General features: G+C 74.5%; 17 protein-coding genes. 6 read left to right on the top strand and 11 right to left on the bottom strand.

The window, feature by feature from the left end; translation table 11 throughout:
* The first annotated feature begins 31 nt into the window (after positions 1 to 31).
* Complete coding sequence (locus tag ACZ5WG_RS17610) at positions 32 to 418, top strand: DUF3592 domain-containing protein (RefSeq protein ID WP_468724096.1); 387 nt, start codon at positions 32 to 34, stop codon at positions 416 to 418.
* Between the two features lie 120 nt (positions 419 to 538).
* Here ACZ5WG_RS17610 and ACZ5WG_RS17605 read toward each other — a convergent pair whose 3' ends face one another.
* The 7 genes from ACZ5WG_RS17605 to ACZ5WG_RS17575 all read right to left on the bottom strand — a co-directional run bounded on the left by ACZ5WG_RS17605 (position 539) and on the right by ACZ5WG_RS17575 (position 9,667).
* A complete protein-coding gene (locus tag ACZ5WG_RS17605; RefSeq protein WP_468724095.1) occupies positions 539 to 1,156 on the bottom strand; it encodes a TetR/AcrR family transcriptional regulator in 618 nt (205 codons plus the stop codon).
* Positions 1,144 to 1,881 carry an enoyl-CoA hydratase family protein gene (locus tag ACZ5WG_RS17600; RefSeq protein ID WP_468724094.1) on the bottom strand — a complete coding sequence of 246 codons (738 nt, stop codon included), beginning with the start codon at positions 1,879 to 1,881 and terminating at the stop codon, positions 1,144 to 1,146. Before ACZ5WG_RS17600 ends, ACZ5WG_RS17605 begins: the two co-directional genes overlap by 13 nt.
* 287 nt (positions 1,882 to 2,168) lie before the next feature.
* Positions 2,169 to 3,344, bottom strand: coding sequence for an acyl-CoA dehydrogenase family protein (locus tag ACZ5WG_RS17595; RefSeq protein WP_468724092.1), 1,176 nt, complete (start codon positions 3,342 to 3,344; stop codon positions 2,169 to 2,171).
* On the bottom strand, positions 3,341 to 5,365 hold the full coding sequence (locus ACZ5WG_RS17590) for an ATP-binding protein (RefSeq protein ID WP_468724090.1): 2,025 nt from the start codon (positions 5,363 to 5,365) through the stop codon (positions 3,341 to 3,343). Before ACZ5WG_RS17590 ends, ACZ5WG_RS17595 begins: the two co-directional genes overlap by 4 nt.
* Before the next feature lie 8 nt (positions 5,366 to 5,373).
* On the bottom strand, positions 5,374 to 6,972 hold the full coding sequence (locus ACZ5WG_RS17585; protein WP_468724088.1) for an acyl-CoA carboxylase subunit beta: 1,599 nt from the start codon (positions 6,970 to 6,972) through the stop codon (positions 5,374 to 5,376).
* Positions 6,969 to 8,870: an acyclic terpene utilization AtuA family protein gene (locus ACZ5WG_RS17580; RefSeq protein ID WP_468724087.1), complete on the bottom strand. Its 1,902-nt coding sequence runs from the start codon at positions 8,868 to 8,870 to the stop codon at positions 6,969 to 6,971. Before ACZ5WG_RS17580 ends, ACZ5WG_RS17585 begins: the two co-directional genes overlap by 4 nt.
* On the bottom strand, positions 8,867 to 9,667 hold the full coding sequence (locus ACZ5WG_RS17575; protein ID WP_468724086.1) for a TIGR03084 family metal-binding protein: 801 nt from the start codon (positions 9,665 to 9,667) through the stop codon (positions 8,867 to 8,869). Before ACZ5WG_RS17575 ends, ACZ5WG_RS17580 begins: the two co-directional genes overlap by 4 nt.
* 368 nt (positions 9,668 to 10,035) lie before the next feature.
* On the opposite strand from ACZ5WG_RS17575, the gene ACZ5WG_RS17570 reads away from it, so the two are divergent.
* Positions 10,036 to 11,649, top strand: coding sequence for an alpha/beta fold hydrolase (locus ACZ5WG_RS17570; protein ID WP_468724085.1), 1,614 nt, complete (start codon positions 10,036 to 10,038; stop codon positions 11,647 to 11,649).
* 90 nt (positions 11,650 to 11,739) lie between these two features.
* On the opposite strand, the gene ACZ5WG_RS17565 is transcribed toward ACZ5WG_RS17570, so the two are convergent.
* Positions 11,740 to 12,204 carry a hypothetical protein gene (locus tag ACZ5WG_RS17565; RefSeq protein ID WP_468724083.1) on the bottom strand — a complete coding sequence of 155 codons (465 nt, stop codon included), beginning with the start codon at positions 12,202 to 12,204 and terminating at the stop codon, positions 11,740 to 11,742.
* 40 nt (positions 12,205 to 12,244) lie between these two features.
* Here ACZ5WG_RS17565 and ACZ5WG_RS17560 point away from each other — a divergent pair, with 40 nt between their 5' ends.
* Complete coding sequence (locus ACZ5WG_RS17560; RefSeq protein ID WP_468724082.1) at positions 12,245 to 13,366, top strand: helix-turn-helix transcriptional regulator; 1,122 nt, start codon at positions 12,245 to 12,247, stop codon at positions 13,364 to 13,366.
* A 36-nt stretch (positions 13,367 to 13,402) separates the two neighbouring features.
* On the opposite strand, the gene ACZ5WG_RS17555 is transcribed toward ACZ5WG_RS17560, so the two are convergent.
* Genes ACZ5WG_RS17555 through ACZ5WG_RS17545 form a run of 3 tightly spaced genes read right to left on the bottom strand, consistent with a single transcriptional unit; the run spans position 13,403 to position 17,678 of the window.
* Positions 13,403 to 13,774 (bottom strand): DUF1801 domain-containing protein, encoded by a 372-nt coding sequence (locus ACZ5WG_RS17555; protein WP_468724080.1) that lies wholly within the window; start codon positions 13,772 to 13,774, stop codon positions 13,403 to 13,405.
* The gene (locus ACZ5WG_RS17550) at positions 13,774 to 14,733 is read right to left on the bottom strand and encodes an EamA family transporter (RefSeq protein ID WP_468724079.1); all 960 of its coding nucleotides are present in this window, start codon (positions 14,731 to 14,733) and stop codon (positions 13,774 to 13,776) included. The genes ACZ5WG_RS17555 and ACZ5WG_RS17550 overlap by 1 nt, the downstream gene beginning before the upstream one ends.
* A gap of 47 nt (positions 14,734 to 14,780) precedes the next feature.
* The gene (locus tag ACZ5WG_RS17545) at positions 14,781 to 17,678 is read right to left on the bottom strand and encodes an FAD-binding and (Fe-S)-binding domain-containing protein (protein ID WP_468724540.1); all 2,898 of its coding nucleotides are present in this window, start codon (positions 17,676 to 17,678) and stop codon (positions 14,781 to 14,783) included.
* 174 nt (positions 17,679 to 17,852) lie between these two features.
* Here ACZ5WG_RS17545 and serC point away from each other — a divergent pair, with 174 nt between their 5' ends.
* The 3 genes from serC (at position 17,853) to ACZ5WG_RS17530 (ending at position 22,931) form a co-directional block, all read left to right on the top strand.
* A complete protein-coding gene (serC, locus tag ACZ5WG_RS17540; RefSeq protein ID WP_468724078.1) occupies positions 17,853 to 18,971 on the top strand; it encodes a phosphoserine transaminase in 1,119 nt (372 codons plus the stop codon).
* 367 nt (positions 18,972 to 19,338) lie between these two features.
* Positions 19,339 to 19,773, top strand: a complete 435-nt coding sequence (locus ACZ5WG_RS17535; protein WP_468724539.1) for a sortase domain-containing protein — start codon at positions 19,339 to 19,341, stop codon at positions 19,771 to 19,773.
* Positions 19,770 to 22,931, top strand: coding sequence for a sacsin N-terminal ATP-binding-like domain-containing protein (locus ACZ5WG_RS17530; RefSeq protein WP_468724077.1), 3,162 nt, complete (start codon positions 19,770 to 19,772; stop codon positions 22,929 to 22,931). Before ACZ5WG_RS17535 ends, ACZ5WG_RS17530 begins: the two co-directional genes overlap by 4 nt.
* Positions 22,932 to 22,960 lie beyond the last annotated feature (29 nt).

Raw genomic sequence — 22,960 nt, 5'->3', positions numbered from 1 at the left:
CGGCACCCGCCGACGTTTCCGGAGAACTCGGATGAAACAGATCTGTGCATGCGTCAACGCCTTCGGCGTCCTGGTGTTCGCGATGGTGCAACTGCGCCTCCGCATCACGCTGTGGCGGCGCGGAGTCGAGGTCCCGGCGGTCTGCTTCCGCCGGCTCCAGCCGGGGCGAGGGGGCTCCGCCCGGCTCCACCTGCGCTATACGCCTCCGGACGGCCGTGGCCGTGTGCGGATTCTGAGCGAGCGCGACTGCCCGCCCGGCACGGGCGTGGGGGCCGAGGTCCCGCTGCTGTACGACCCGCGGAAGCCGGAGCGCTCCGAGGGCGTGCGCGTCGCGAGGAGGCCGCCGTGGCGGCACCTCGACCTGTACGGGCTCGCGGCGCTCGCCGTCGGCATGATGGCGGCCTCCCCCTACGTCTGACGCCGGTCCTGCGGTACGGCCGGTCCTGCGGTACGGCCGGTCCTGCGGTACGGCCGGTCCTGCGGTACGGCCGGTCCTGCGGTACGGCCGGTCCTGCGGTCCGGCCGGTCCTGCGGTGCCTCAGCCGAGGGCCGCGTCCAGGATGCGGCTCCACTGGGCGACCACGCGGGCGCGGCGCGCCGTGTCGTCGGTGAGGACGTTGGCCAGGCCGAGGCCGCGGGCCATGTCGAGGAGGCCTTGCACGGTCTCGCGTACGCCGGGGGCGGACTCGTCCGCGCCGAGGAGCTCCACGGCGATGCGGTGGGTCTCGCGGCCCACGCGGGCCTCCAGTTCGGTGACCTGGGGGCGCAGCTGCTCCTCGTTGGAGGCGGCGACCCACAGCTGGAGGGCGGCCCGGAAGAGGGCTCCGGTGTAGAGGTCGACGAGGGCTTCGACCACGGCGGGGCGGGCGGCGGGTCCGGCCTGGAAGAGGTCGCGCAGGGCGGCGGAGCGTTCCTCGGCGACGTAGGCGACGGCTGCGGTGAACAGGTCCTCGCGCGTCGGGAAGTGGTACTGGGCCGCTCCTCTGGAGACACCGGCGCGTTCGGCGACGACGGCGACGGTGGAGCCGGCCCAGCCCTGTTCGGCGAGGCAGGAGACGGCCGCTTCCAGGAGGTGGCGCCGGGTGACGCGGCTGCGGGCCTGCTTGGGCCCGGGCTGGGTGTCCTGCGCGGGGCCGGCGTCGGTCACAGGGCCCATGACGGGTCCCGGCGTTCGAAGCGGGCGCTGATGCCCTCGCGGGCCTCGGTGGAGCCGAAGTGGTGGGCGGACAGCTCGGTGAGCGCGGCGCCGTCGCGGGCGAGGACGGCCCGCACCGGGGCGGTGAGCAGTTCCTTGGTGGCGGCGAGGGCCTGCGGGCCGGCCTTGCGCAGGCCGGCGAGGACGGGGTCGAGGATCTGGTCCACGTCGTCGCCGTGGAGGGTGAGCAGGCCGATCCGGACGGCTTCGGCGGCGTCGAAGGCCTCGGCGGTCAGGAAGTACCGGGCGGCGGCGCGCGGGTCCAGGCGCGGCAGCAGCGGCGCGGAGATCACGGCCGGGACCACGCCCAGGTGGGTCTCGGTGAAGGCGTACGTGGAGGCCGGGCCGGCGGCGGCGATGTCGCAGACGCCGAGGAGGCCGAGGCCGCCCGCCCGGACGTGGCCGGTGACGCGGGCCACGACCGGCTTGGGGAGTTCGGCGATCTCGCGGAGCAGGGCGAGGAAGTCGGCCGGGTCGCAGGGGGACTTCAGGTCGGCGCCGGCGCAGAAGGTGCTGCCGGTGTGGGTGAGGACGACGGCCCGTGCCTCCGGGTCCGCCGCCGCGTCGGCGAGGGCCTTGCGCAGCTCGCCGACGAGGTCCGCGGAGAGTGCGTTGCGGTTGGCCGGGGAGTCGAGCGTGAGGGTGGTGACGCCACGCGCTCGCGCGGCGCCGACTGGGCGGGTCATGCCATGTCCTCCGGAGGTTGTGCGGATCGTGGGGGCGGCGCTGCGACCGTGCGGCTTTGCGCCCCGGCGGGCCCGGGTGCCGGTGGCGGGGCGGTGCCGGTGCAGACGGATCGGGTGTGGCCGGGGGCGGTGCCGGGGTGGGGTGGTGTCCGGGGCGGGCTTCGATGTTCGGCGCCTGAGGGCGTCCGGTTGCAGGACAGGGCCTTGCGCCGAAATCACCTCGTTCTAGCCCCGGACGCCACCCCACCCCGTCCCCACCCCCGGCCGGGGAGTTCCAGCCGCCCAGGTTAGTAAGACTTGGGCAGGCCCAGGGTCTGGTGCGAGACGAAGTTGAGGATCATCTCGCGGCTTACGGGGGCGATGCGGGAGACGCGGGAGGCAGTGATGAGGGAGGCCAGCCCGTATTCGCGGGTGAGGCCGTTGCCGCCCAGGGTGTGGACGGACTGGTCCACCGCCTTCACGCAGGCCTCGGCGGCGGCGTACTTGGCCATGTTCGCGGCCTCACCGGCGGCCATGTCGTCGCCCGCGTCGTACAGGTGGGCGGCCTTCTGCATCATCAGGCGGGCGAGTTCGAGGTCGATGTGGGCCGCCGCGAGGGGGTGGGCGATGGCCTGGTGGGCGCCGATCGCCTCCTTCCAGACCTGGCGGGTCTTCGCGTAGTCGACGGCCTTGGCGAGGGCGTACCGGCCCATCCCGATGGCGAAGGCGGCGGTCATGATGCGCTCGGGGTTGAGCCCGGCGAAGAGCTGGAGCAGGCCGGCGTCCTCGTCGCCGACGAGGGCGTCGGCGGGCAGCCGTACCTCGTCCAGGACCAGTTCGAACTGCTTTTCCGCCGCCTGGAGTTCCATGTCGATGACGGAGCGCGTGAAGCCGGGGGCGTCGCGGGGGACGATGAACAGGCAGGGTTTGAGGCTTCCGGTTCTGGCGTCTTCGGTGCGTCCGACGATGAGTGTCGCGTCGGCGATGTCCACGCCGGAGATGAAGACCTTGCGCCCGGTCAGCACCCACTCCTCGCCGTCTCGGCGCGCGGTGGTGGTGATGCGGTGGGAGTTGGAGCCGGCGTCGGGTTCGGTGATGCCGAAGGCCATGGTGCGGCTGCCGTCGGCGAGTCCGGGGAGCCAGGCCTGCTTCTGGGCGTCGATGCCGAAGCGGGAGATGACCGTGCCGCAGATGGCGGGCGAGACGACCATCATCAGCAGGGGGCAGCCTGCGGCGCCCAGTTCCTCGAGGACGATGGAGAGTTCGGCGATGCCGCCGCCTCCGCCGCCGTACTCCTCGGGGAGGTTGACCCCGAGGTAGCCGAGCTTGGCGGCGTCGGCCCACAGCTCGTCGGGGTGGCCGCCCTCGCGGGCGACGCGGGCGAGGTACTCGCGTCCGTAGCGCTGCCCGAGGGCGGCGACGGCGGCGCGCAGGGACTTGTGTTCTTCGGTCTCGACGACGGCGGCGCTGGTGGCGGGGCTCATGCGGGCGTTTCCTCCTGGACTACGGCGAGCAGGGCGCCGAACTCGACCGTGTGGCCGAGGGTGGCGTGGAGCGCGGTGAGCGTGCCGGAGGCGGGCGAGACGATGCGGTGCTCCATCTTCATGGCCTCCAGCCAGAGCAGGGGCTGCCCGGCGGTGACGGCGGCGCCGGGGGCGAGGCCCTCGGCGACACGGACGACGGTGCCGGGCATGGGGGCGAGCAGGGAGCCGGGTTCGGTGCGGTCCTGGGGATCGGCGAACCGGGGGACGGGGGTGAGGGCGTACGCGCCGAGCGTGGTGGTCCCCCCGCCCAGGACAGGGGGAGAGTCGACGTAGATCTCGGCGGCTCCGGGTCCGGCTCCGGCGCTCTCGGTGTTCGATTTGCGTTTCACGTGGAACATCCGGCGGACGCCATCGACTTCGAGGGTGACGCGGTCGGACTGCACGGCCAGGACTCGAACGCCGGGATGGTCCACGAGCTCCGGGGGTCCGCTGCGGGCGGGCCGGTAGCGGACCTCGTACTCGGCGCCCCCCGCGCTGTAGCAGCGGATCTGCGGCTGCGAGCGGAGGTTGCGCCAGCCGCCGAGCCGGGTGGCGAGCGGGGCGTCCGGTGCCGGCGCGGCATCCGCGAGCGCGGCTGCGACCGCGGCCAGGGTGGCGTCCGGGCTGCCTTCGGTGAGGGCTCCGAGGTGCCGCTCGTAGAACCCGGTGTCGAGCCGGGCCTCGGCGAACTCCGGGTGCCGCAGGGAGCGTACGAGGAGCTCGCGGTTGGTGGTGAGCCCGTGGATGCGGGCTCCGGCCAGGGCGTGGGCGAGGGCGCGGACGGCCTCGGCCCGGGTGGGGGCGTGAGCCACGACCTTGGCGAGCATCGGGTCGTAGTGGACGCCGACGGTGTCCCCGTCGGCGAAGCCGGTGTCCACGCGGACCTCACCGGGGACGGCGAGGGTGTGCAGGACTCCGGTCTGCGGACGCCAGCCCTGAGCGGGGTCCTCGGCGTAGAGGCGGGCCTCGACGGCGTGGCCGGCGGGCTCCGGGGGCGTCAGCGGCAGGGCCGCGCCCTCGGCGATGCGCAGTTGCAGGGCGACGAGGTCGAGGCCGAAGACGGCCTCGGTGACGGGGTGTTCCACCTGGAGGCGGGTGTTCATCTCCAGGAAGTACGGACGCCCGTCGGCGGCGACGAGGAACTCGACCGTGCCCGCGCCCTGGTAGGAGACCGCGCGGGCGGCGGCCACGGCGGCCTCGTGGAGGCTGGTGCGCAGCGCCTCGGGCAGTGCGGGCGCCGGGGCCTCCTCGATGACCTTCTGGTGGCGCCGCTGGAGGGAGCAGTCGCGGGTGCCGAGGGCCCAGACGGTGCCGTGGGAGTCGGCGAGGATCTGGACCTCGACGTGGCGGCCGCGCTCGACGTAGGGCTCGGCGAAGACCTCGCCGTCGCCGAAGGCGGAGCGGGCCTCGGCGGAGGCGGCCTCCAGCTCCTCCTTGAGGGTGTCGAGGTCGCGTACGACGCGCATGCCGCGGCCGCCGCCGCCCGCGGCGGCCTTGAGCAGGAGGGGCAGGTCGGCGGGGGTGGCGTCCGCCGGGTCGACGGGGTCGAGGAGCGGGACCCCGGCGGCGCGCATCAGCTCCTTGGCCCGGGTCTTGGAGGCCATGGCCTCGATGGCCTCGGGCGGCGGGCCGATCCACGTGAGTCCGGCGGCGACGACCTCGCGGGCGAAGCCGGCGTTCTCGGAGAGGAACCCGTAGCCGGGGTGGACGGCGTCCGCGCCGGCGGCGAGGGCGGCCTTGATGACCAGGTCGCCGCGCAGGTAGGTGTCGGCGGGGGCGGCGCCGGGGAGGCGTACGGCCGCGTCGGCCTCCCGTACGTGCAGGGCGTCGGCGTCGGGGTCGGAGTGGACGGCGACGGTGGCGAGGCCGAGGGCTCGCGCGGTGCGGAAGACACGGACGGCGATCTCGCCGCGGTTGGCGACCAGGAGGGAGGCCAGAGGCTGCCGGGTCGGGGGCTGCTGCGTCAGGGGCTGCTGGGTCATGTGCGGGCTCACATCCGGAAGACGCCGAAGCCGCCGCGGGCGCCCTCGACGGGGGCGTTGTGGACGGCCGACAGGCACAGGCCGAGGACCGTACGGGTATCGCGCGGGTCGATGACCCCGTCGTCGTACAGCCGCCCGGACAGGAACATCGGCAGGGACTCGGACTCGATCTGCGCCTCCACGAAGGCGCGCATCCCGGCGTCGGCCTCCTCGTCGTACGGCTGTCCCTTGGCGGCTGCGGACTGGCGGGCCACGATGGAGAGCACGCCGGCGAGCTGCTGGGGGCCCATGACGGCGGACTTGGCGCTGGGCCAGGCGAAGAGGAACCGCGGCTCGAAGGCGCGGCCGCACATGCCGTAGTGGCCGGCTCCGTAGCTGGCGCCGATGAGGACGGAGAGGTGGGGGACGCGGGAGTTGGAGACCGCGTTGATCATCATCGAGCCGTGCTTGACGATGCCGCCCTGCTCGTACTCCTTGCCGACCATGTAGCCGGTGGTGTTGTGGAGGAAGAGGAGCGGGATGTCGCGCTGGTTGGCGAGCTGGATGAACTGGGCGGCCTTCTGCGACTCGGCGCTGAACAGCACGCCCTGGGCGTTGGCGAGGATGCCGACCGGGTAGCCGTGGAGGGTGGCCCAGCCGGTGACCAGGCTGGTGCCGTAGAGGGGCTTGAACTCGTCGAAGTCGGAGGCGTCGACGATGCGGGCGATGACCTCGCGGGGGTCGAAGGGGGTCTTGAGGTCGGCCGGGACGATGCCGAGGAGCTCCTCGGGGTCGTACTTGGGCTCCTCGGCGGGCTGGGGATCGGGGCGGGGCTTGAGGTGGTTCAGGCGGGCGACCACCCGGCGGGCCTGGCGGATCGCGTCGTGCTCGTCGAGGGCGTAGTAGTCGGCGAGGCCGGAGGTGCGGGCGTGCATGTCGGCTCCGCCGAGGGACTCGTCGTCGCTCTCCTCGCCGGTGGCCATCTTGACGAGCGGCGGGCCGCCGAGGAACACCTTGGAGCGGTCCTTGATCATGATGGTGTGGTCGGACATCCCCGGGATGTACGCGCCTCCGGCGGTGGAGTTGCCGAAGACGACGGCGACGGTGGGGATGCCGGCGGCCGAGAGCCGGGTCAGGTCGCGGAAGACCGCGCCGCCCGGGATGAAGATCTCCTTCTGGGAGGGGAGATCGGCGCCGCCGGACTCGACGAGGCTGATGCAGGGGAGTCTGTTCTGGCGGGCGATCTCGTTGGCCCGCAGGGCCTTCTTGAGCGTCCAGGGGTTGGAGGCACCGCCGCGGACGGTGGGGTCGTTGGCGGTGACCAGGCACTCGACCCCCTCGACCGTGCCGATGCCGGTGACGATGGAGGCGCCGACGGGGTAGTCGCTGCCCCAGCCGGCGAGCGGGGACAGCTCCAGGAAGGGCGTGTCCGGGTCGAGGAGCAGCTCGATGCGCTCGCGGGCGAGGAGCTTGCCGCGGTCCTTGTGGCGGGCCGTGTACTTCTCGCCGCCGCCGAGGAGGGCCTTCGCGTGCTCGGCGTCGACCTCGGCGAGACGGGCGGTGGCTGCGGCGCGGTGGGCGAGGTGCTCGGGGGCGTGGGGGTCGACGGTGGTGGTGAGGCGGGTCATGAGCGGGTCCCCTCCGGGGTGAGCAGGAGGTGGGCGGGAATGTCCAGGTGGCGGGCGCGCAGCCATTCGCCGAGGGCCTTGGCCTGGGGGTCGAAGCGGTGGGCGGAGGCGACGCCGGCGCCGAGGATGCCGCGGATGGTGAAGTTGAGGGCGCGGAGGTTGGGGAAGGGGTGGCGGGTGACGGGGAGACCTGCGGTCTCGGGGAGCAGGACCTGAAGGGTCTCGACGGTGAGGGTGCGCTGGAGCCACTCCCAGGCCTCGTCGGATTCCACCCACACCCCGATGTTGGCGTCGCCGCCCTTGTCGCCGCTGCGGGCGCCGACGAGCCTGCCGAGCGCTACGCGGGTGGTGCCCGCCCGTGCCTCCGGCGGTGCGGTGCCGGTGGGCAGCCCTGCGGGGCTCTCCCCCGCCCCGCCCCTTCCCGAAACCGCGCGCTCCGCCCCGGACCCGGAGGGGGCTCCGCCCCCGAACCCCCGGTCCTCACACGCCGGACGGGCTGAAATGCCCGGCTCCGCCGGATGCGCTGAAGTCCCCGGTACCGCCAGGCCCGTTCCGGCGCCGCCGGGCGGCATGGCCGGCTCCCACGACCCGGCTGCGCCCGGCGGCGCGTCCGGGATGCGGGGGGCCGGGTGGCGGGTGCCGTCGGGGAGGACCGCCACGTGGGGGACCGAGGTCGCGGGGACCGCCGACGACGTGAAGACGCCGTACGGCTGGGCCGGGCCCGGCGGGGTGGTGACGTGGAAGCCCGGATAGCTGGCCAGGGCCAGTTCGATGGCCTCCGAGGTCAGCACGCGGCCCACCCGGTCCGCGGATGGGTCCCGCACCACCAGGCGCAGCAGTGCGCTTGCCGTCTCCTCCGTCGCGGCGTCCTCGTGGTCCGTACGGGCCAGGGTCCAGTCCGCCGTGGCCACCTGGGACAGGGCGTCGGCCAGCTGCGCCCGGACGAGCGCCGCCTTCGCCTCGATGTCCAGCCCGGTCAGGACGAAGACCACCTCGTTGCGCCAGCCGCCGATGCGCGTCACCCCCACCTTGAGGGTGGACGGCGGGGCCTCGCCCGCGACTCCCGTGATCGCCACCCGGTCGGGGCCCGCCGGCGCGAGGCGGACCGTGTCCAGGCGGGCCGTCACGTCCGGGCCCAGGTAGCGGGGGCCCTGGGTCTCGTACAGGAGTTGGGCCGTGACGGTGCCCGTCGAGACGACCCCGCCCGTGCCCGGGTGCTTCGTGATCACCGACGAGCCGTCCTCGGAGATCTCTGCCAGCGGGAATCCGGGGCGCCGGACGTCGTGCGCCGTGAAGAAGGCGTAGTTGCCGCCGGTGGCCTGGGTTCCGCACTCCAGGACGTGGCCCGCCACAACCGCCCCCGCCAGCCGGTCGTAGTCGTCCGGTGCCCAGTCGAACCACCAGGCCGCCGGCCCGCTGACCAGGGCCGCATCGGTGACCCGGCCCGTGACGACCACGTCCGCGCCCGCCCGCAGGCAGGCCGTGATGCCGGCGCCGCCGAGGTAGGCGTTAGCGGTCAGCGCGCCCTCCGCGAACGGCATGAGGTCGTCGCCCTCGACATGGGCGACCGACACCGGGACCCCGGCCTTGGCGGCGAGCGCGCGGATCGCGCCGGCCAGTCCTGCCGGGTTCAGGCCGCCCGCGTTGGCGACGATCCGTACGCCCCGCTCGTGCGCGAGGCCGAGGCCCTCCTCCAGCTGGCGCAGGAAGGTCTTGGCGTAACCGAGGTCCGGGGTCTTCAGCCGGTCGCGGCCGAGGATCAGCATGGTCAGCTCGGCGAGGTAGTCGCCGGTCAGCACGTCCAGCGGGCCGCCCGTCAGCATCTCCTCGAACGCGCTGAAGCGGTCCCCGTAGAACCCGGAGGCGTTGCCGATGCGCAGCGGCCGGCGGCCGGTCATCGCGTGGCCCCCGGGGCGCGGCCGGGGCCCGCCGGACCTGCGAAGGCCTGGGCGATGTCCAGCCAGCGGCCGGCGTCGGGGCCGGTCGCGGTCAGGGCCAGGTCCGCGCGGTGGGCTCGCTGGGTCACCAGGAGGCAGAAGTCGAGCGCCGGGCCGGTGATCCGGTCCGCCGCGTCCTGCGGGCCGTAGGCCCAGGGCTCCCCGCCGTCCGGGGGTACGAGTTCCACCCTGAACTCCCCGGCGGGCACGGGCAGTCCCCGTACGGCGAACGCGTAGTCGCGGGCCCGTACGCCGATCCGGGCCACGTGCCGCAGCCGCGGGGTCGGGGTGCGGCGCACTCCGAGGGCGTCCGCGACGTCCTGGCCGTGCGCCCAGGTCTCCATCAGGCGGGCGCTCGCCATGGAGGCGGACTTCATCGGCGGCCCGTACCAGGGGAACCTGGCGTCGGGCGAGGCCGCGGCGAGCGCCTCGTCGAGGGCCGTGCGACCGGCCCGCCAGCGGTCCAGCAGCTCGGCGGGCGGCAGCGCGGCGCCCCGGGCCGCGCCCTCGTCCACGAAGGAATCGGGGGACTTCACCGCCTCCTCGACCATGGCGGCGAAGCCTTCGGGGTCGGTGAGGGAGACCAGCGCGGCCCGGTCGGTCCAGTGCAGGTGGGCGATCTGGTGGGCGACGGTCCAGCCGGGCGCGGGGGTGGGCCCGGCCCATCCGGCGTCGGGCAGGTCCCGTACCAGGGTTTCGAGTTCGAGGCCTTCCTCGCGCAGATCGGCGAAGACGGCGACAGCTGACGGATCGAGCACGGCGGGCTCCCCTTTCGGCGTGAGGGGAAGACTGGCAGCCGCCAGCAAAACAATCAAGCATGCTTGCATGATTTGGTCATCGGGCGCCGCCTTCGCGCCATCGCCTCCAACTGGCGGCGATGGAAGCGCATTTGCGGTCCGGCATCGACCCCGGGCAGGTCCGGGGCCACGGGCGCCGCGGGCCCGGAGGGGGCGATTCAGGCCGTACGTCGGAAAGCACCGAAAGATCACCGGATGTCGCATCGATACTGAACGCCTCGTCCCCCGCGAAGAACTCACTCTCAGAAGTCACTCGCGGAGAAGTCATTCGCGCAGAAGTCACTCGAAGTCACTCGCCGAACGTCACTCGACGAAGAGGATGAACCGACGTGATCCCAGCCGCTTTCTCCCTCTATCCCGAACTCGACGCGACCACCCTCGCCGCCTTCGTCACCGCCCTCGAGACCGGCGACGTCACCGGCCTCGCCCCCGCCCGCGCCGCCGAGGTCGCCGACACCCGGTCCGTCGCCGTCTTCAGCCGCGCCAAGGTCGCCGGCGCCGACGGGGACCTGCTCGACGCCGCGCTGTGGCGGCACAACGGGGTCCAGCCGCGGCCGGTCATCGTGATGCCCTCGCCGTGGACGAACCACGGCTGGCTCCCGTACGCCGTCCAGGCCAGCGTCTTCGCGGCGCGCGGCTACAACGTCCTCGCCTACAGCACCCGCGGCTTCGCCGGCTCCGAAGGCCAGGTCGACGTGGCCGGCCCGCTCGACGTCGCCGACGGCAGCCGGGCCCTGGACCACCTCATCGAGCGCACCGCCGGCCCGGTCACGAGGATCGGCTTCCTCGGGGACTCGTACGGCTCGGGCATCAGCCAGCTCGTCGCCGCGCACGACACCCGCGTCGACGCGGTGGTCGCGCTCAGCACCTGGGGCGACCTCGGCGAGGCGTTCTACGAGAACCGGACCCGGCACGTGGCGTCGGTGGAGGCGCTGCTCAAGGCCGCCTCCAAGGCCCGGCTGAGCCCGCAGACGCAGAGCGTGTTCGAGAACGTCCTCGCGGGCCGCGACATCCGGGGCACCCTGCGCTGGGCCGAGCCGCGCTCGCCGTTCAGCCACATCAAGGAGCTCAACCGCCGCCAGGTCCCGGTGTACTTCTCGCACGCCTGGCACGAGACGCTCTTCCCCGGCAACCAGACCCTGAAGATGTTCAACGAGCTCACCGGACCCAAGCGCCTCGACTTCTCCATCGGCGACCACTCCGGGCCCGAGATGACGGGCATGATCGGCCTGCCCAACCGGATCTGGACGAACGCCCACCGCTGGTTCGACCAGCACCTCAAGGGCATCGACAACGGCATCGCCGACGAGGGCCAGATACTCAGCGAGGTCATGTGGGGCCGGACGCTGGAACCCCGTCCCACCTGGCATTCCGTCACCGAAGGGGTGCGCCGTCTGTACCTGGCGAGCGGCGCGGAGCTCACCGAGCGGCCCGAGGCCGGCTGGAGCGCGGGCGTCCTGTGCGGGGTGGACACCCCGGCGACCGTGGCCGACGAGATCGTGCGGTCGGGGTACGACGAGATCGCGGGCCGCCCGAAGGCCTACCGGACCGGCGACATCGACCGCACCGTCGCCGCGGTCTGGGCCACGGACCCGGAGACGGAGACCACCCGGCTGCGCGGCACGCCCCGCCTGCGCGTCACGTACCGGGCCGCGAACTCCAAGTCGTCGTTCGTCGCTTACCTGCTCGCCGTGGCGCCCGACGGGACGGCGCACATCGTCACGCACGCCCCGTACTCCGACCTCGACTCTCCGCCCGACAGCCTGGTCAGCGCCGACATCGAGCTCCAGGCGACGGCGTACGACGTCCCGCGCGGGCACCGGCTGATGCTGGTGATCGACGCCCGCGACCCGTTCTACGGGGACTCCAACCTGCCGCGCGCCACGCTGGCCTTCACCTCCCCGGAGGCCACGCCGTCGTACCTGGACCTGCCGCTGGGCTGACGGCCGGGTGAGGCCTTCACCCCGGGTGCGCCCGCCCCGCCGAACACCCCCGTAGCCGGCGGGGCGGGCGCGTTCCCGGACTCGACGGGCTCAGGCGGGCTGCACGGCGCGCCGCGTCAGGTCCATCGTCCAGTTGAGGAGCCATGTCGTGCCCCCGTCGAGGGAGAAGTACTGCTCCCAGCGGGCGGAGTCGGCCCGGATGTCCTTCCACACGAACCGCACCCGGACGGCCTTGCCGGCGTGGGTGTCCTCGCCCTCGAAGACGCCGGTGCCGTCCCTGAACCGGCCGGCGACCGGCGGGAAGAGGGTCCCGGTGCGGCGGCTCGCCCAGTACAGCGACCACTGCCCGCGCTCCGGGTCGTACAGGCGCAGGGTCAGGCCGGCGAAGCCCTTCGTCGGGAACTCGATCTCGTCGAAGCTCGCGGCGCCGTCGAAGTGGCGGGAGGCCTTGGACAGGCCCGGGAACTCCTCCCAGCCACTGTCCGGGTCGAGGAAGTCGGTGCGCCGGCGGTTGGCGACGTCCCAGGTGCCGAGGAGAAAGTCGAAGTCGTTCATGCACCGCACCGTAGGAGCGCTCCACTGACATCCTGTGTCAGTGAAGTCCAGCCGATTGCTGTCGATCCTGCTGCTGCTCCAGACCCGGGGGCGGATGACCGCCGCCGAGCTCGCGCAGGAGCTGGAGGTGTCCGTCCGTACGGTCTACCGCGACGCGGAGGCGCTGGCCGTGGCGGGCGTCCCGCTGTACGGGGACGCCGGGCACAGCGGCGGCTACCAGCTGCTCGCCGGCTACCGGACCCGGCTGACCGGGCTGAGCACGGGCGAGGCGGAGGCGCTGTTCCTGACCGGAATGCCGGGTCCCGCGGCGGAACTCGGGCTCGGGCAGGCCCTGTCGGCGGCCCAGCTGAAGCTGCGGGCGGCGCTGCCGGCGGAGCTGCGGGAGCAGGCGGACCGGATGCGGCTGCGGTTCCACCTGGATGCGCCGGGGTGGTACGCGGAGCACGAGGAGACCCCGTACCTGGCGCAGGTCGCGGACGCGGTGTGGCGCGGGCGGGTGATCGAGGTGCGCTACCGGCGGTGGAAGGAGCCGCAGGAGGTGGACCGGCGGCTCGAGCCGTACGGGCTGGTGCTGAAGGCGGGCCGCTGGTACCTGGTGGCCGCCCCTGCGGGGCCGGCGGGAGTGGCGGCGCCGGCCGGGACGGCCGGGACTGCCGGGACGGCCGAGACTGCCGGCTCGACGGGGCCGGCCGGGACTGCCGGGACTGCCGGGACGGCCGGGACGGCCGGGCCGCGGACGTACCGGGTGGACCAGATCCTGTCGGTCCGCGAGACGGTGCAGGAGTGCCTGCTGCCGGAGGGCTTCGAGCTGGCGGCGCACTGGCGCAGGACGCAGGAGGAGTTCCATGCGCGGCTCCATCCGGAGGAGGCGGTGGTACGGCTCTCCCCGCAGGGCGCTGCACAGCTGACGGGAGCCCAGGCGCGGGCCCTGGCCGCCGGTGGTGCCCCGGACCCGGAGCTGGCGGGGTGGACCCGGGCGGTCCTGCCGATCGAGTCGCAAGAGCAGGCGCAGGCGCAGTTCCTGGCCCTGGGCCCCGACGCGGAGGTCCTCTCCCCGCCGCCCCTGCGGGCCCGGATCCGGGACGCCCTGAGGGCGATGACGGCCCGGTACGCAGACGGCGGGCGGGACGAAGACCGTGCCTGGTCCGGCCCCGACGCCTGAGGGGGCGGGGCGGGCTCGCGGCGGCCGGCCCACCGGTCAGGTGCAGACCGGGCCCGGGGCTGCCGATGCCGTGGCGTGGAGGAGGTCGCGGAGCAGGGTGAAGTCCACCGCCGACGGGCGGCGGAAGCGGAGGCAGGCCTTGCCCATGTCGTGACCGGCCAGGCGGTCCGCGAAGGCGTCCCGGACGTCCGTGCGCAGCAGGTAGAAGGAGATGTACTGCTTCTGGTTCGCCCAGGCGATCTCCGCCGCCTCCGCCCCGGCCCGTACGTACGCCGGCATGCCGTACGCCATGACCTCCTCGAAGCCCGTCAGCTCCGCCAGGCACAGCTCGCGCAGCCGCGTCAGCGCCTCGCGGCGGCCCTCCGGCGCCCCGGCCAGGTACGCGTCGGCCTCGTCCGTCGCCGGCATCAGGCGACCGCCTTCCGGGTCTGGGAGCGGACCGCGCCCATGCTCGCAGCGATGACCAGCGCGATGGCCAGCGCGTCCGGCGCCGACATCGCCTGGTTCAGGAGCAGGAACCCGGCCGTGGCCGCGATCGCCGGCTCCAGGCTCATCAGGACCGCGAACGTCGGTGCGGGAAGGCGGCGCAGCGCCAGGAGTTCCAGGGTGTACGGCAGGACGGAGGACAGGACGGCGACACCCACCCCCAGGGCCAGCGTGCCCGGGACCAGGAGGTCGGAGCCCGCCTCGACCACGCCCAGGGGGAGGGACAGCACCGCCGCCACCGCCATGGCGAGGGCCAGCCCGTCCGCCTGCGGGAAGCGGCGGCCCGTACGCGCGCTGAACACGATGTACGCCGCCCACATCGCGCCCGCTCCGAGCGCGAAGGCCGCGCCCAGGAGGTCGAGGCCGCCGAAGCCGCTGCCGCCGCCGTGGCCGGCCAGCAGGGCGACACCGGCCAGGGCCAGGCCGGCCCACAGCAGGTTCACCAGACGGCGCGAGACGACGACCGAGAGGACGAGGGGGCCGAGCACCTCGAGGGTGACGGCCGGGCCGAGCGGGATCCGGTCGATGGACTGGTAGAAGAGCCCGTTCATGCCGGCCATCGCCACGCCGAAGGCGACGACCGTGCCCCAGTCCGCACGCGAGTACCCGCGCACCTTCGGGCGGCACAGGACCAGCAGCACCAGCGCGGCGGCCGCCAGCCGCAGCGTGACCACGCCCGCGGCGCCCGCCCGCGGCATGATCATGACCGCGAGCGCGGCACCGAACTGCACCGAGATCCCCGCCGCGACCACCAGTGCGACCGGGCCGGAACGCGACGGGCCGGCGGCCGTCGGGAGGGCCGTGGCCGAGGGGGCCGAAGTCGTGAGGCCGGCGGCCGCCGGGGTGGGGATGGGGGCGGATTTGGGGGAGGGTGCGGGCATTCATCCAGACTAAGGGGTACGTAAGGGCCATCGGGGCGTGCGTTGCCTTACAGGCTCTCCGCCAGCAGTTCCGCCAGGTGGCGGGCCCGGCTCCCGCCGGCGTCGGAGAGCTGGGCGATCTGGGTACGGCACGAGAACCCGTCCGCCAGGATCGCGGCGCCGGGCGGGGCTGCGCGCAGGGCCGGGAGCAGCTGTTCCTCCGCGCAGGCGACGGAGACCTCGTGGTGGCCCGGCTCGAAGCCGAAGTTTCCGGCGAGGCCGCAGCAGCCGCCGCTGAGCTCGCCGCTCAGACCGGCCCGCCCGCGCAGCCGGCGGTCGGCGGCGTCGCCGAGGACCGCGTGCTGGTGGCAGTGGGTCTGGCCGACGGCCGCACGGTCGAGACGGGGTGGCTGCCAGTGGGGGGCGTACTCCTCGAGGGTCTCCGCGAAGGTCCGGACGGCGCGGGCGAGGCGCTCCGCGCGCGGGTCGTCGGGGAGGAGGGCGGGGAGGTCGGTGCGCAGGGCTGCGGCGCAGCTGGGTTCGAGGACGAGGACGGGGTCCTGCGGGTCGCCCACGACGTCGAGGGTGCGGCGGAGGACTTTGCGGGCGCGGTCGAGGCGGCCGGTGGAGATGTAGGTGAGGCCGCAGCAGACCCCCTTCGGGGGGAGGGACACGGCGAGGCCGGCGGCCCGGAGGACCGTGACGGCCGCCTGTCCGGTCTGCGGGGACAGGTACTCGGTGAAGGTGTCCGGCCAGAGCGTGACCCTGGCCGGGGTGGGGGTGGAGGTGGGGGTGGGACCCGGCGGGCGGCCCTTTTCCCCACCCCGCCCCTTCCCGCTGCGCTGGATCATGCGGCTCCGCCGCGTGGCGGGGGCTCCGCCCCCGGCCCCCCGGTCCTCGAACGCCGGACGGGTTGAATGCTCCGGGCCGGCACCGGGCTGTGCCGGGGCACGTCCGGCCCCGCCGGCGTTCGAGGCGCCGGGGGCACCCCCAGCGGTAGCCGGGGGAGGGGCCGGGGGCAGAGCCCCCGGCGGCGCCGCGGCCGCCGAGGGCACGCCCTCGCGCCCCTCCCCCTGCCACCAGCGCGTGAACGGCTGCCGCGCCAGCGGGGGGAGGGGGCGGTCCCGCGCCAGGCCCGGGACCGGAAAGCGGCGGGCCGCCGCGTTCGCGGGAGCCGCCAGCCGCAGCGCAGCGATCAGGCGGAGCCAGCCCGGCAGGCCACCCAGGATGTAGTGGGCCGGCGGGCGGATGCGGCCCGCCCAGTGGCGGTGCAGGAACTCCGCCTTGTACGCGGCCATGTCCACGCCCACCGGGCAGTCGCTGCGGCAGCCCTTGCAGGCCAGGCAGAGGTCCAGCGCCTCGGCGACCTCCGGCGAGCGCCAGCCGTCCGTCACGATCTCCCCGGCCAGCATCTCGTGCAGCAGCCGCGCCCGGCCGCGTGTGGAGTGCTGCTCCTCCCCCGTCACCCGGTACGAGGGGCACATCACCCCTTGACCGGGCGTATCCGTCGAGCGGCATTTCGCCACGCCCACGCAGCGTGCCACCCCGTCCGACAGGCCCCCGCCCGGCAGGACCGCGAAGCGGAGGTTCTCGTCCAGGCGGGCCGGGCGGACCAGCATCCCCGGGTTCATGCCGCCCGCCGGGTCCCACACGTCCTTGTACGCGCCGAAGAGCCGGACGACCTCGTCCCCGTACATCCTCGGCAGGAGCTCGGCCCGCGCCTGCCCGTCCCCGTGCTCCCCGGAGAGGGAGCCGCCGTGGGAGACCACCAGGTCCGCCAGATCCGATGAGAACTCCCGGAAGCGGGCGACCCCTGCCTCCGACACCAGGTCGAAGTCGATCCGTACGTGGACGCAGCCCTCGCCGAAGTGCCCGTACGGGGTCCCGCGCAGCCCGTGCGCCGCCAGCAGCGCGCGGAACTCCCGCAGGTACGCGCCCAGCCGGGCCGGCGGCACCGCGCAGTCCTCCCAGCCCGGCCAGGCCATGCTCCCGTCAGGCAGCCGCGTCGCCGTGCCCGCCGCGTCCTCGCGGATCCGCCACAGCGCCCGCTGCCCCGCCGGGTCAGTGATCACGGCCGAGTCCACCGCGTCGGCGGCCCGTACGAGCAACCGGGCTGCGCCCTCGTCCCGCATCTCCGCGAACAGCCACGCCCCGCCCCTGGGGAGCCCGGAAGCCGAGCCCACCAGGTCCTGCGCCATGCCCTCCACCGTCAGCGGCCCGAACCCCAGCAGCCCCGCCGCCGCATCCGCCGCCGCGCTCTCGTCCGCGTACCCGAGGACCGCGAGCGCCGGCGCGCGCGGCGCCTCCACCAGGCGTACGACCGCCTCGGTCACCACCCCGAGCGTGCCTTCGCTCCCGCAGAACGCCCGGGCCACCTGTACGCCCCGCTCGGGCAGCAGCGCGTCCAGCCCGCCGTATCCGGAGATCCGCCGCGAGAAACCTCCCGCCATGCCCGTACGCAGTACCGCCATGTTCCTCGTCACCAGCTCCCGCAGGCCCGCCGGCGTCCCCGCCCAGCCCGTGCCGAGCCGGTACGAGGAGCCTCCGTACACCGTGACCGCCAGCTCCGCCACGTTGTCCGCGGTGGTCCCCCAGGCCACCGAGTGGGCCCCGCACGCGTTGTTGCCGATCATGCCGCCGAGGGTGCAGCGGGAGTGGGTGGAGGGGTCGGGGCCGAAGGTCAGCCCGTACGGGCGCGCCGCGTCCCGCAGCCGGTCGAGCACGAGGCCCGGCTGGACCACGGCAGTGCGGGCGGCCGGATCCAGCGACACGAGGGCGTTCATGTGCCGGGTCAGGTCCAGCACCACGCCGATGCCCGTGGCCTGCCCGGCGATCGACGTGCCGCCGCCGCGCGGGACGACCGGTACGCCGGCGTCCGCGCAGATCCGCAGCGCGGCCGCCACGTCCCCGGCGTCGCGCGGGGCGACCACGCCGACCGGGACGCGCCGGTAGTTCGAGGCGTCCATCGTCGCGAGGGCGCGGGCCGCGGCCCCGAAGTCCACCTCCCCGCGCAGGTTCTGCCGCAATGTCCGTTCGAGTTCCCCGGGTGACGTCACGGCCCCACCCTCCCACCGGCCGGACTCGTCTCATCGGGTGGACGCGCCTCCAAGGCGTGGACCGGGACCGGATACGCTCCGCTCGTGGCCGAGATCCAGATTCCCGCTGACATCAAGCCCGCCGACGGACGCTTCGGCGCGGGCCCCTCCAAGGTGCGGACCGAGGCGCTGGACGCCCTCGCCGCCACCGGTACCTCCCTGCTCGGAACCTCGCACCGCCAGGCCCCGGTCAAGAACCTGGTCGGCTCGGTGCGTCAGGGCCTCCGGGACCTCTTCTCCCTCCCCGAGGGCTACGAGGTGATCCTGGGCAACGGCGGCTCCACCGCCTTCTGGGACATCGCGACGCACGGGCTGATCGAGCAGAAGTCCCAGCACCTGACCTTCGGCGAGTTCTCCTCCAAGTTCGCCAAGGCCGCGAAGCTCGCGCCGTGGCTGGACGAACCGACCGTGATCTCCTCCGAGCCGGGCACGCACCCCGAGCCGGTGGCCGAAGCGGGCGTCGACGTGTACGCGTACACGCACAACGAGACCTCGACGGGTGTGGCGGCGCCGGTCAAGCGCGTCGCGGGCGCCGACGCCGGGTCACTCGTCCTGGTGGACGCGACCTCGGGTGCCGGCGGTCTGCCGGTGGACATCACCGAGTCCGACGTCTACTACTTCGCCCCGCAGAAGTCCTTCGCCTCCGAGGGCGGCCTGTGGCTGGCGGCGTTCTCCCCGACGGCCCTGGAGCGCGCGGCGCGCGTCCACGCGTCCGGCCGGCACATCCCGGAGTTCTTCTCGCTGCCGACGGCGATCGACAACTCGCTGAAGAACCAGACGTACAACACCCCGGCACTGTCCACCCTCTTCCTGCTGAACCAGCAGCTGGAGTGGATGAACGGCCAGGGCGGCCTGGAGTTCACGACCGGCCGTACGGCGGCCAGCGCGCGCAACCTGTACGGCTGGGCGGAGGCGTCGAAGTACGCGACCCCGTTCGTCGTGGACGCCGACAAGCGCTCCGCCGTCATCGGCACGATCGACTTCTCGGACGACATCGACGCGGCCGCCGTCGCCAAGGTGCTGCGCGCCAACGGCATCGTGGACACCGAGCCGTACCGCAAGCTCGGCCGCAACCAGCTGCGCATCGCGATGTTCCCGGCGATCGACCCGGCGGACGTGCAGGCGCTGACCGCGTGCATCGACTACGTGATCGAGAAGCTCTGACCGCACCCCGCAGCCCGCACCCGTACGGAGCCCCCGGCGACCTCGCGTCGCCGGGGGCTCCGTCGTTCCGGACTCGGCGCGCGGCCCGGGACCTCGCAGGCGTAGCCCTCGCCTCGGCGTTGACCCTCGCCAGCACCGCCACCGCGTTCGCCGCCGACGCAACTCCGGCTCCCTCGGCCGGGCACAGCACGAGCCCCGCCGCCACCGCCTCGCTGAAGCCGTCGAAGGACTCCGGCGGCAAGGAGTCCGACACCGTCAAGTTCTCGACGGAGGCCGGTGGAGGCGGCGGGAAGCCCGACGTCAAGCCGCTGCAGCCGAGCCCCGCCCCGGCGGGGGCCGCGGGGCTGGCCGTGGTCCTCGCCTCCGGCTGCTCGGCGGGCGGCGCCGCGGCCCAGGCCTCCCCCGCGCCCGCCGGGGCGGCCCCGGCCATCGTCGGCCACATGGACACCCGAAGGAGAAGCGGATCGAGGTCCACCGGGCCGACGGCACCACCACCGTGTTCGCCGCCGACGAAGCCGACACGTACGAGAAGGACCGTTTCCCCACGGACAAGGTCTACGGGGACACCCACGGCGCGGCCCAACTCCGCCTGATCACCTGCGGCGGCAACCTCACCGCGGACCGCCACTGGGACTCCGACGTCGTCGTGTTCGCGCATCTCACCGGCCCGGCTCAGGCCGTGGCCCGGCACGGGCCCGGCCGCCCCGACCGCCGGGGGCCGCACGCGATACCTTCAAGGCCTCGGCATTCGGCACTCGGTGAATGCAGTGCAGTGCAGGACAGCTTGGAGGCAGCGGCGTGAGCGTGCGAGTGACGGCGGCCCAGGGCGGCGTGGACCCCTTCGGCACGGCCCGGCTGCGGCGCGGGGTGCTCGACGCCTGGGGCGCGGGCCCGGCCCGCTTCCGGGAGGACGCCAACGCCGAGGAGGACCTTGCCCTCGGCGGCTACCGCGACCGGCTCGTCGTCGAGCTGGCACAGAACGCAGCGGACGCCGCGGCCCGGGCCGGAGTGCCCGGCCGGCTCCGGCTCACCCTGCACCCCGGCGAGGGCGGGCACGCGGTGCTGGCCGTCGCCAACACCGGAGCCCCGCTGGACGCGACGGGCGTGGAGTCGCTGAGCACCCTGCGGGCCTCCGCGAAGCGGGAGCCCGCAGGATCGACCGGCACGACCGGCGCGACCGGCTCCGCCGACACCGTGGGCCGTTTCGGCGTCGGCTTCGCGGCCGTCCTCGCGGTGTCCGACGAGCCCGCCGTACTCGGCCGCCACGGCGGTGTCCGCTGGTCCCTGGCCGAGGCCCGCGAACTGGCCCGCGACGCCGCGAACGGCAGCCCCGGCCTCGGCGACGAGCTGCGCCGCCGCGACGGGCACGTCCCGCTGCTGCGGCTGCCGCTGCCCGCGGAGGGCACCGCCCCCGACGGGTACGACACGGTCGTGGTCCTCCCGCTGCGCGACGCCGCCGCCGAGGACCTGGTGCAGCGGCTGCTGGCCGGTATCGACGACGCGCTGCTGCTCACCCTGCCCGGGCTGGCCGAGATCCTCGTGGAGACCCCGGGGGAGGGCACCCGCACGCTGCGCCGCCGCGACGAGGGCGCGTACACCGTCATCGAGGACTCGGCAGGAGGCACCGGGGGCGAGACCCGGCGCTGGCGCACCGTCCGCCACAGCGGCCCCATCGAGCGGGCGCTGCTCGCCGACCGGCCCGTCGAGGAGCGGCTGCGGCCCGTCTGGACGGTGTCCTGGGCCGTGCCCGTCGACACCGACGGCGCCCCCGTACGCCCGGCCACCGCAAGCGTGGTGCACGCACCGACCCCGACCGACGAACCGCTGGGCATCCCCGCCCTGCTCATCGCGACGCTGCCGCTGGACACCGCCCGCCGGCACCCCGCGCCGGGGCCGCTGACCGACTTCCTGGTGGAGCGCGCGGCCGATGCGTACGCCGAACTGCTGGGCGCCTGGGACCCGGTGAGCACCGCGCTCGTGGACCTCGTACCCGGGCCGCTCGGCAAGGGCGTACTGGACGGGGCACTGCGCGCGGCCGTGCTGCAGCGGCTGCCCCGTACGGCCTTCCTCGCCCCGGCGGCTCCCGCCGAGCACGCCGAGGAGCGGTCCGCGCTGCGCCCGTTCGAGGCCGAGGTGGTGGAGGGCGCGGGCGCCGACACCGTACGGGTCCTCGCCGAGGTCCTGCCGACCCTCCTCCCCGCCGGGCTGGAGCGCCGGGCCGAGCTGCGCACGCTGGGCGTGGGCCGGCTGCCGCTGGGGGACGCCATCGAGCGGATCGCGGGCATCGAGCGCACCCCGGACTGGTGGCACCGGCTGTACGACACCCTGGCCGGGGTGGATCCGGACCGGCTCTCGGGCCTGCCGGTGCCGCTGGCCGACGGGCGGACCACGATCGGCCCGCGTCACGTACTGCTGCCCGACGCGGACACCCCGAAGGACCTGGCCCGGATGGGTCTGAAGGTGGCCCACCCGGACGCGGCGCACCCGCTGCTGGAGCGCCTCGGCGCGCTCCCGGCCACGCCCCGCGCGGTCCTGACGACCCCGCAGGTACGGGCCGCGGTGGCCGCCTCCCTCGACGCCGGGGAGATCTGGGACGAGGACGCCCTCGATGCGGACGAGCTGGCCGAGGTGGTCCTGGGCCTGGTCCGGGAGGCCGATCTGGCGCCGGGCGACGAGCCGTGGCTGGGCGCGCTGGCCCTCCCGGACGAGGACGGCGAGCTCACGCCCGCCGGCGAGCTCCTGCTGCCGGGCTCCCCGCTGGCCTCGGTGATCCGCGAGGACGAAGTCCCGTACGTGGAGGCCGAACTGGCCGACCGGTGGGGTGCGCAGCCGCTGACCGCATGCGGGGTACTGGCCGAGTTCCAGCTGGTCCGCGCCACCGATGTGGTCCTCGACCCGGACGAACTGGAGCCCCGCGACGGGGACTTCGCCGAGCCCGACGACGCGGGCCTGCTGGACGCGGTGGACGTGTGGTGCGAGGACGTCCTCGACCAGCTCCCCGACACGCCGCTGCCGCCCGTGGCCACGGAACTCGTCGCGGTCCGCGACCTCGACCTGGTCGACGACGACTGCTGGCCCCAGGCCCTGGCCATGCTCGCGCAGCCCCCGCTGCGCGATGCGCTGACCCAGCCCGTACGGGTCCTGCTGCCGGACGGCACCACGCAGTCGGTGCGCCCGTACACCGCCTGGTGGCTGCGTGACCACCCGGTGCTCGACGGCCGCCGCCCGGCGGGCCTGCGCGCGGCGGGCGGCGACCCGCTGCTGGCGGGCCTCTACACCTCGGCCGACGCCACGGGCTTCGAGGACGAGCAGGTCCTGCGGGCCCTTGGCGTACGCACGACCGTGCCGGCCCTGCTGGAGGAACCCGGCGGCGCCGCCGAGCTCCTGGGCCGGCTCGCCGACCCGGACCGCGAGGTGTCGGACCGCCAACTGCACGCCCTGTACGGGGCCCTGGCCGATCTGGACCCCGAGCAGGTCACGCTCCCGGACGAGCTGCGCGCGGTGGTGGACGGCGAGGTCGTCGTGGTCGACGCGGCGGACGCGCTGATCACGGACGCCCCGGACCTCCTGCCGCTCACGGCAGGTCTCCCCCTCCTGCCGGTGGCCCCGGCCCGTGCGGCCGACCTGGCGGAGCTCCTCCAGGTCCGCCGCCTCTCGGAGACGGTCCCGGCGGAGGTGACGACCCCGGGCGAGGAGCACGAGGTACCGGAGTCGGTCAGGATCCTCCTCGGCCCCTCGACCCCGGAGACCTACCTGGAGCACGAGGAACTGATCGCGGGCGGCGTGGAACTCGACTGGCGCCGCACCCCGGACGGCACCCTGCACGCCTCCACCCTCGAGGGCGTGGCGGCGGGCCTGGCCTGGTCGGCGGGCCAGTGGCCCCGCCGCTTCGAGGTGGCGGCCCTCCTGGAGGACCCCTCCCGCACGGCGGAACTGGCCCGCGACCGCTGGTTCGACTGACCCGCCCGGACCGGCTGCACCGCTCCTCT

This window comes from Streptomyces sp. NPDC032745 (genome assembly GCF_055579465.1).
The sequence above is the reverse complement of the archived record's forward strand: the minus strand, read 5'-3'. Positions and strand labels throughout refer to the sequence as shown.